The following is a 6,509-nucleotide window of genomic DNA, read 5'->3' as shown; positions in this document are numbered from 1 at the left end:
CAATTCGTGAGCTGGAATTATACAAGCAAGATGCTTAAAAGAAGCTGAAGGAAAAAGATAATTGTGGAAAAATTTCACAATCAAGAGCGATCGGCAAAAGCAACCTGCAAAAAGCCGGTTTCAGGCGCTATAGTTATAGTAGCTGTTTTTTTGGAAGTACTTAAAAGATGCTTAAACAAACATAAAAGTTTGCCTAAGCATGCCAAATTTTATTGAAAAAGAGATTTTAAAGATAGATTTTCGTTAAAGATTAAATCTTGCGTTCTTTTATTATATTTAAAGATAGTTACGTATTTGCCGCCGTTTTCTTTAAATAGTCCGCCGTTTACGAGCATAGCATCTATTCCCTCTTTTTCCTCGCCGCTACCGAATATAAACTCGCCCGGCGTCGTATCAAGCTCGATTTTACCGCTAAAATTTATAGCAGTCGGGATATTATCAAGGAAATTTTGACTATCTATCCCGTCCGGGTCGATAGAAATCTCAAAATTTGAGACATAGCTCTTGCCTGCCGCATTTTTAAAATTTAAATTTTCAAATGTAAGCTTCGGCGCTCTTTTTATAGATTTATCAAGCGCTTGCATTATAGCCGCAAGCTGAGCTTCAGGCTCTCCCTTTGCATTAATAATATCTTCAAACGCGCCTTTATCTAAATTTGAAAATTTCGTTTTTATCAAAAAGTCTTTAAATTCATATTTTCCATATTTTATTTTCTCTATAGTGCTCGTATCATCCTGCGTTAAAGTATCGCTTAGCACGGTTAGTTTTGAGTCGCTCGCTATCTTTCCGATTTGCAGAGCCTCGGCACCCGAAATCACGTCTATACCGCCAAGTTCAAATTTATAAGCGCTATTTACGAGAGCTTTTGAGATCATATTAGGCTCGATCGGCGTTTCGTACTTCACGTCGTAGTCGATATTTTTTATCTTTATAGCGACACCTTGTTTACTAGCAAAATCGATAAAGTCGTTTACAAAAGTAGCTCCGGTTATTTTCTTTTCGCCGTTTATGTCAAAATTTAAAAACGATTTGGCGAGATTTAGCTTATTGCCGTCTTGTTCTTTTTGCACTCCGACTAGCTCAAAGACGAATTTTTTATCTCCGCCAGAAGCACCGTCCGCGTGAAATTTGATAGGTCTAGTCGTATCAAATATCTCTTTTATGAAATTTTTATACGGGTCGTTTAAAAACTCGGCATCGCCCGCGACTTCAAATTTACCCAGCAAGCTGTCAAATCCATGCGAGATATTCATATCGATTTTTATCGCTAGATCCTCGGGTGCGCCGTACTCTTCGCCAAGAGAGACGAGCTCGTTTATGTAGTTTTTAGACAAAACCACGTCGTAGTTTGCGTGCGATTTTAGCAGACCGCCCTCAAATACGCTGTTTTTGACCTCCATACCGTTTGCTTTGATTAGGTTCAAAGCCTCGTTATATTTTTCCTCCACCTTGTTTGCGTTAAATTTTAGCCCGCCAAAAACCACGCCGGCTATAATCACCAATACAATGAGTAACTTTTTCATTCCGACCTTCCTTTCTTTTTCGTCGCTTGTTGTAGATATACCCAGATGAGCGCCAGTAGCGAAAACATCGCAACCGGCATCAGCCAGCCGTTTTCGCCCATAAAATCCCACGCCCGCTCAAACGCCTCACCCGCCCAAAAGCTACCTAGTCCGAGCAAAATCGCCCAAGCTACCGCGCTAACAACGTTTATGACGCTAAATTTAGCAAACGAATACTTCGTAAGTCCGATAGCAAGCGGGATGAGAGTCTTTAGTCCGTAGATAAATTTTTTGAAAAATATTATTTTATTTCCGTGCTGCTTGAATAAAATTTGAGAGAAGGCAAGCTTGCGTTTATGTCTAGCCAGATACGGCATCACGGCCGCGCGGTTATACCTGCTGACATAAAAAAGCAGCGTATCGCCGATAGCGTTAGCTGCGGCTGCCAGCACGATACTCACGGTTATGTCCATCTTGCCTAGATGAGCTAGCACGCCGGCTGCGATGATAGCAACCATGCCCCCTCCAAGCGAATATAAAAACACTATCACGTACCCGTAGGTCGATAGCGAGGTTAGCATCTCTTGCAAATTTGGCCTTTAGTATTTTGAGATAGCGCTCATTAGCGCGTTGTATCCGTAGCTATCCATCCTTAGAGGCGCGTCGCTAGTTTTAGCTAGCACTGCTCCGCCAAAGCTCGCCCCGGCAAAAAATCCGTCGTTGTCCGTATACGCGTAGATATCGCTAGTAAAGCTAAAATCGCTCACTCTACCGTAAAATTTGCCCGTATCGGCAAATGCAAACGATGCGTCGGCGTTTATCGTGATTTTGGCGTCTTTTATGTCGGCCACCAGGCTATCTTTTAGGATAAAAAGCACGAGCGAGCTATTTTCGTAACCCACCTGCAGTCCGATACTGCCGCCGCTGATATCCACGACCATCATTTCGCTGGGTGCGTACGGGTTTCCCACGAGCATCACGCCCTTACCGTGCATACCGCCCAGCACGAAGCCAACTTTAGTAATGCTCGGAAAAACGACGACCGCTTTTGCATTTTGAAGCAAAGCCTTAACCGGTGCGTCCGCGTTTTTACGCATCGTCGTCGTAAAAGAATTTGACGCGTTTAGCACGAGCTCGTCGTTTGCCGCAAGCGCTAAAACGCAAAAAATCGCTAGTAAAATTTTTCTCATTTTCTACCTAAATTTGACCTATTTTGCCATTTCTATAGCTCTGGTTTCGCGGATCACGTTTACTTTAATCTCGCCCGGATACTGCACCTTACTCTCGATCTCTGCGGCGATCTCTTTAGCCACAAGCACTGCTTCGTCGTCGTTTATGAGCTTGGCGTTTGCGATGACGCGGATCTCGCGGCCCGCGTTTATCGCGTATGCTTGTTTGATGCCTTCTTTACTTTTTGCGATGTTTTCTATCTCTTCAACGCGTTTTAGGAAGCTCTCAAGCACCTCTCTACGCGCTCCGGGGCGAGCCGCACTTAGAGCGTCCGCAGCGCAAACGGCGGCGCTTTCTACGCTAGTTGCCTCCTCGTGCCCGTGGTGGGCGTAGATGGCATTTATGACGACGGGGTGTTCTTTGTAGCGTTTGCAAATTTCAGCGCCCAAATCGACGTGGCTGCCCTCAAATTCATGCGTCAAGGCCTTGCCGATATCGTGCAGCAAGCCCGCTCTTTTGGCTAGTTTTTCATCCCCGCCCGTTTCAGCGGCGATGATGCCGGCAAGATGAGCCACCTCGAGGCTGTGCGCGAGGGCGTTTTGTCCGTAGCTGGCTCTAAATTTTAGCTTACCGATTAGTTTCATTATCTCGGGATGGATTTTGCTAAGGCCTAGGTCGATGACGATATTTTCGCCCTCCTCTAGGATCGAAGCCTCAAATTCTTCGCATACTTTTTTATGTAGATCCTCTATCCTCGCAGGCTGGATTCGGCCGTCTTGCACCAAAAGCTCTATCACGCGCGTCGCGATCGCCCTTCGGTAGAGGTTAAAGCTGCTTAGCGTGATAGCGTGCGGCATATCGTCGATGATGATATCTACGCCTAGCACCATTTCTAGGGTCTTGATATTGCGCCCCTCTTTGCCGATTATGCGTCCTTTTAGCTCGTCATTTTTGATATCCACGACGTTTATCAGACGCTCGGCGGCAAATTCTCCCGCAAATCGCGACGTAGCCTGCGCCAAAATATAATTCACGCGCTTTTTAGCCTCGCGTTTGGCCTCCTCTTCGTGTTTTCGTACGATATGAGCGATCTCGGCGCGACTTTTTTCCTCTACTTTTTTTAGCACCTCTTCGCGCGCCTCTTCTTGCGTTAAGCCGGCGGCGTGCTCGAGTACCTTTAGCGCCTCTTGTAGCTTAGCTTGGTAGCTTGCTTTTAGTCCGATTCCTTCTTCATAGACGCTTTTTGCTTCGTTTCGAGATTTTTCTAGCTCGACCCTGCTTTCATTTAAAATTTCTTGCTCGTTTAGCAAAGTTTGCTCTTTTTTACCGATCTCTTCAAATTTTTGCGTGTATTCTTTTTGCAGTTTTACGGCTTTGTCGTCATATTTTTTCTTGGCTTCAAATTCAGCCTCTTGGACTTGGATTTTAGCGTCTTTTAGCGTGCGCTCGGCTTCAAATTCTATCGCTTTAGCCTTTGCTTTTGCCTGCTCTAAAAATATATTGTAGTTCGCGTCGTTGATTTTTTTAGCGATGAGATAGCCTGCGCCAACGCCCGCCGCACCTGCTCCTAAGCCGATTAAAATCTCTATCATAGATTCCTCTTTTTACGTAAATTTTGCTCGGGGTCAGGTAAAAATCACAAGTGACATCGTGATCTTCGGATATGATTTCATTAGTAAAATTGTCTAAAATTTCAACGAATATCAAGGTAGGTCGGTAAGGCAAATTTGCAAAAAATCTATCGTAAAAACCTTTACCGTGCCCTATGCGCGCCATATTTCCGTCCACCCCGAGAGTCGGAACTATAGCTATGTCTATACGCTTTTTAAATATCTTGGTACTTAGCGGTTCTTTTACGCCAAATTTCGTCCGAGATATAAGCGGTAGCCTGGATTTTACCATTTCTAAACTAATACCAAGCATAAACGGAACGAAAATTTCATACCTTTTGGCTAGCTCGCGCCTCAAAATGTAGAAATTTGGCTCATACGAAAGGGGATTAAATATCAAAATCCGTTTCGCTTTAAGCTCGGTTAGCAAATTTAAAAGCGGCTTAAACATCTTATAGTGTTTCGCTCGCGCCGAAATTTGAACCTCTTTTTTTAAAATCCGTTTGGCGTCTCGCCTAAAATCTTCTTTTGTCAAATTTAACGCTCGTTTCATAAATTTTATGTATAATTTCTTCCAAATTTCAAAATAGGAAAAATATGAAAAAAACTCTTCTGATTATACCATTTTTAGCTCTATTTTTAGGCGGCTGCGACAATGAAAATAAAAGCGACGCAAACAAAACTAGCGACGCGACTCCAACAACAACTACGTCTGCTCCTAGCCAAAGCCAAAGTGCAAGCCTAGAAGCGCCTTTTGATCTAACTCTCATGGACGAGAGCAAGATGACACTGCAAAAATTCGACAAAGGCTTTAAAGTCGAGGGTAACGACGAGGCGATTTTGTTTAATTTTTTCGCCACCTGGTGTCCGCCTTGTAAGGCCGAAATACCGCACCTAAATAATCTAAACGATAAATTTAAAGGTAAGCTAAAAATCGTAAGCGTACTTATGGAAGATAAATCAAAGGATGAAATAGACGCGTTTATGAAAAAATATAAGATAAATTTCGACGTCGCTTACGGCGAGGGTAATTCTCGCTTTGCCAAGGCTCTCGGCGGCGTGGTAGGCATACCCTACATAGTGCTTTATAAACCAAACGGCGAATACGCTACGCACTACGTCGGTCTCGTGCCCGAAGAGATGCTAGAAAGCGATATAAATAAGGTGATCGACTGATGTTTGGTTTTTTAAAAAAGGGGCTTGATAAGACGCTAACGGCGATCCGCTCGTCAAAGCCCACCGATAAAAAAATCTCAAAGGAAATTTTAGAAGAGATCCTACTCGAAGCCGATATCGCCTACGAGATCGTCGAGGAGGTCCTCTACTATCTGCCGCCGCAAAACGAGGTCAAAAAAGACGACCTAAAGCGACTCTTAAATACCTACTTCATATACGAAAACGAGCGCGAAGTAAAAAGCGCAAAGCCTTTCGTGGAGCTTATTTTGGGCGTCAACGGAGCTGGCAAAACGACCACGATCGCAAAGCTTGCGAATTTATATAAAAATGAAGGCAAAAGCGTTATTTTGGGCGCTTGCGATACGTTTAGAGCAGGAGCCATCGAGCAGCTACGTCAGTGGGCGCAGAGAACTGGCGTGCCTATCGTCGCTACGCAACAAGGTCACGATCCGTCCGCGGTCGCCTTTGACGCGATAAGCTCGGCCGTGGCTAAAAACCTAGACAACGTCATCCTAGATACCGCAGGTCGCCTGCAAAATCAAACTAATTTAGCCAATGAGTTAAGCAAGATCGTTCGCATCGCAGACAGAGCCTACGCAGGCGCGCCGCACCGCAAAATCCTGATCCTTGACGGCACTCAGGGTAACGCAGGCCTCGCTCAAGCAAAGGCTTTTAACGACATCGTGAGCCTTGACGGCGTCATCATCACCAAGCTTGACGGCACGCCAAAGGGCGGAGCGCTTTTTGGGGTCGCACGCGAGCTGGAGCTGCCGATACTCTACATCGGCACCGGCGAGACGATGAATGATCTAGTCAAATTTAACCCGCACGATTTCGTAGATACTATCGTGGATGAAATTTACGCCTAGATCGCAGACGTAAATTTTAGTTTTTTAGTTTAGCTATTTAAATCGGCTCAAATTTAACAAAATCGCGCCGCCTCACGTGCACTGCGTAAAAAACGCGCTAACCCGCGAGCTTTCGCACCAAAACACATATAAAATCCCGCCGCTGCCAAAAAGCAGCTCCCCATCCTCGCAGCTTGGAAGCT

At 44.8% G+C, this 6,509-nt stretch carries 7 protein-coding genes; 2 read left to right on the top strand and 5 right to left on the bottom strand.

Going from position 1 to position 6,509, the window contains the following annotated elements; all coding sequences use genetic code 11:
- Nucleotides 1-209: 209 nt before the first annotated feature.
- Genes Q0200_RS07885 through Q0200_RS07865 form a run of 5 tightly spaced genes read right to left on the bottom strand, consistent with a single transcriptional unit; the run spans nucleotide 210 to nucleotide 4,835 of the window.
- Nucleotides 210-1,523, bottom strand: a complete 1,314-nt coding sequence (locus Q0200_RS07885; RefSeq protein WP_297939992.1) for a DUF945 family protein — start codon at nucleotides 1,521-1,523, stop codon at nucleotides 210-212.
- Entirely contained in the window at nucleotides 1,520-2,092 is a 573-nt protein-coding gene (locus Q0200_RS07880; RefSeq protein ID WP_297939991.1) for a DedA family protein, read from the bottom strand. Before Q0200_RS07880 ends, Q0200_RS07885 begins: the two co-directional genes overlap by 4 nt.
- Before the next feature lie 9 nt (nucleotides 2,093-2,101).
- On the bottom strand, nucleotides 2,102-2,692 hold the full coding sequence (locus tag Q0200_RS07875; protein WP_297939990.1) for a lipid-binding SYLF domain-containing protein: 591 nt from the start codon (nucleotides 2,690-2,692) through the stop codon (nucleotides 2,102-2,104).
- A gap of 18 nt (nucleotides 2,693-2,710) precedes the next feature.
- Entirely contained in the window at nucleotides 2,711-4,264 is a 1,554-nt protein-coding gene (gene rny / locus Q0200_RS07870) for a ribonuclease Y (RefSeq protein WP_297939989.1), read from the bottom strand.
- Nucleotides 4,197-4,835: a 5-formyltetrahydrofolate cyclo-ligase gene (locus Q0200_RS07865; protein WP_297939988.1), complete on the bottom strand. Its 639-nt coding sequence runs from the start codon at nucleotides 4,833-4,835 to the stop codon at nucleotides 4,197-4,199. Before Q0200_RS07865 ends, rny begins: the two co-directional genes overlap by 68 nt.
- A 44-nt stretch (nucleotides 4,836-4,879) precedes the next feature.
- Between Q0200_RS07865 and Q0200_RS07860 the strand changes: the two genes are divergently transcribed.
- Both Q0200_RS07860 and ftsY read left to right on the top strand, forming a co-directional pair.
- Nucleotides 4,880-5,458, top strand: a complete 579-nt coding sequence (locus Q0200_RS07860; protein ID WP_297939987.1) for a TlpA disulfide reductase family protein — start codon at nucleotides 4,880-4,882, stop codon at nucleotides 5,456-5,458.
- Nucleotides 5,458-6,327, top strand: a complete 870-nt coding sequence (ftsY, locus tag Q0200_RS07855) for a signal recognition particle-docking protein FtsY (protein ID WP_297939986.1) — start codon at nucleotides 5,458-5,460, stop codon at nucleotides 6,325-6,327. The genes Q0200_RS07860 and ftsY overlap by 1 nt, the downstream gene beginning before the upstream one ends.
- Nucleotides 6,328-6,509: the final 182 nt, after the last annotated feature.

The organism is uncultured Campylobacter sp. (assembly GCF_938045225.1).
Classification (GTDB): Bacteria; Campylobacterota; Campylobacteria; order Campylobacterales; family Campylobacteraceae; genus Campylobacter_A.
Note: the sequence above shows the minus strand (reverse complement) of the source record. Positions and strands in the feature narration are given on the sequence as shown.

Coding starts and splice junctions, on each gene's coding strand:
- rny (WP_297939989.1), bottom strand. CDS start 4,264: ATGATAGAGATTTTAATCGGCTTAGGAGCAGGTGCGGCGGGCGTTGGC.
- Q0200_RS07865 (WP_297939988.1), bottom strand. CDS start 4,835: ATGAAACGAGCGTTAAATTTGACAAAAGAAGATTTTAGGCGAGACGCC.
- Q0200_RS07875 (WP_297939990.1), bottom strand. CDS start 2,692: ATGAGAAAAATTTTACTAGCGATTTTTTGCGTTTTAGCGCTTGCGGCA.
- ftsY (WP_297939986.1), top strand. CDS start 5,458: ATGTTTGGTTTTTTAAAAAAGGGGCTTGATAAGACGCTAACGGCGATC.
- Q0200_RS07860 (WP_297939987.1), top strand. CDS start 4,880: ATGAAAAAAACTCTTCTGATTATACCATTTTTAGCTCTATTTTTAGGC.
- Q0200_RS07885 (WP_297939992.1), bottom strand. CDS start 1,523: ATGAAAAAGTTACTCATTGTATTGGTGATTATAGCCGGCGTGGTTTTT.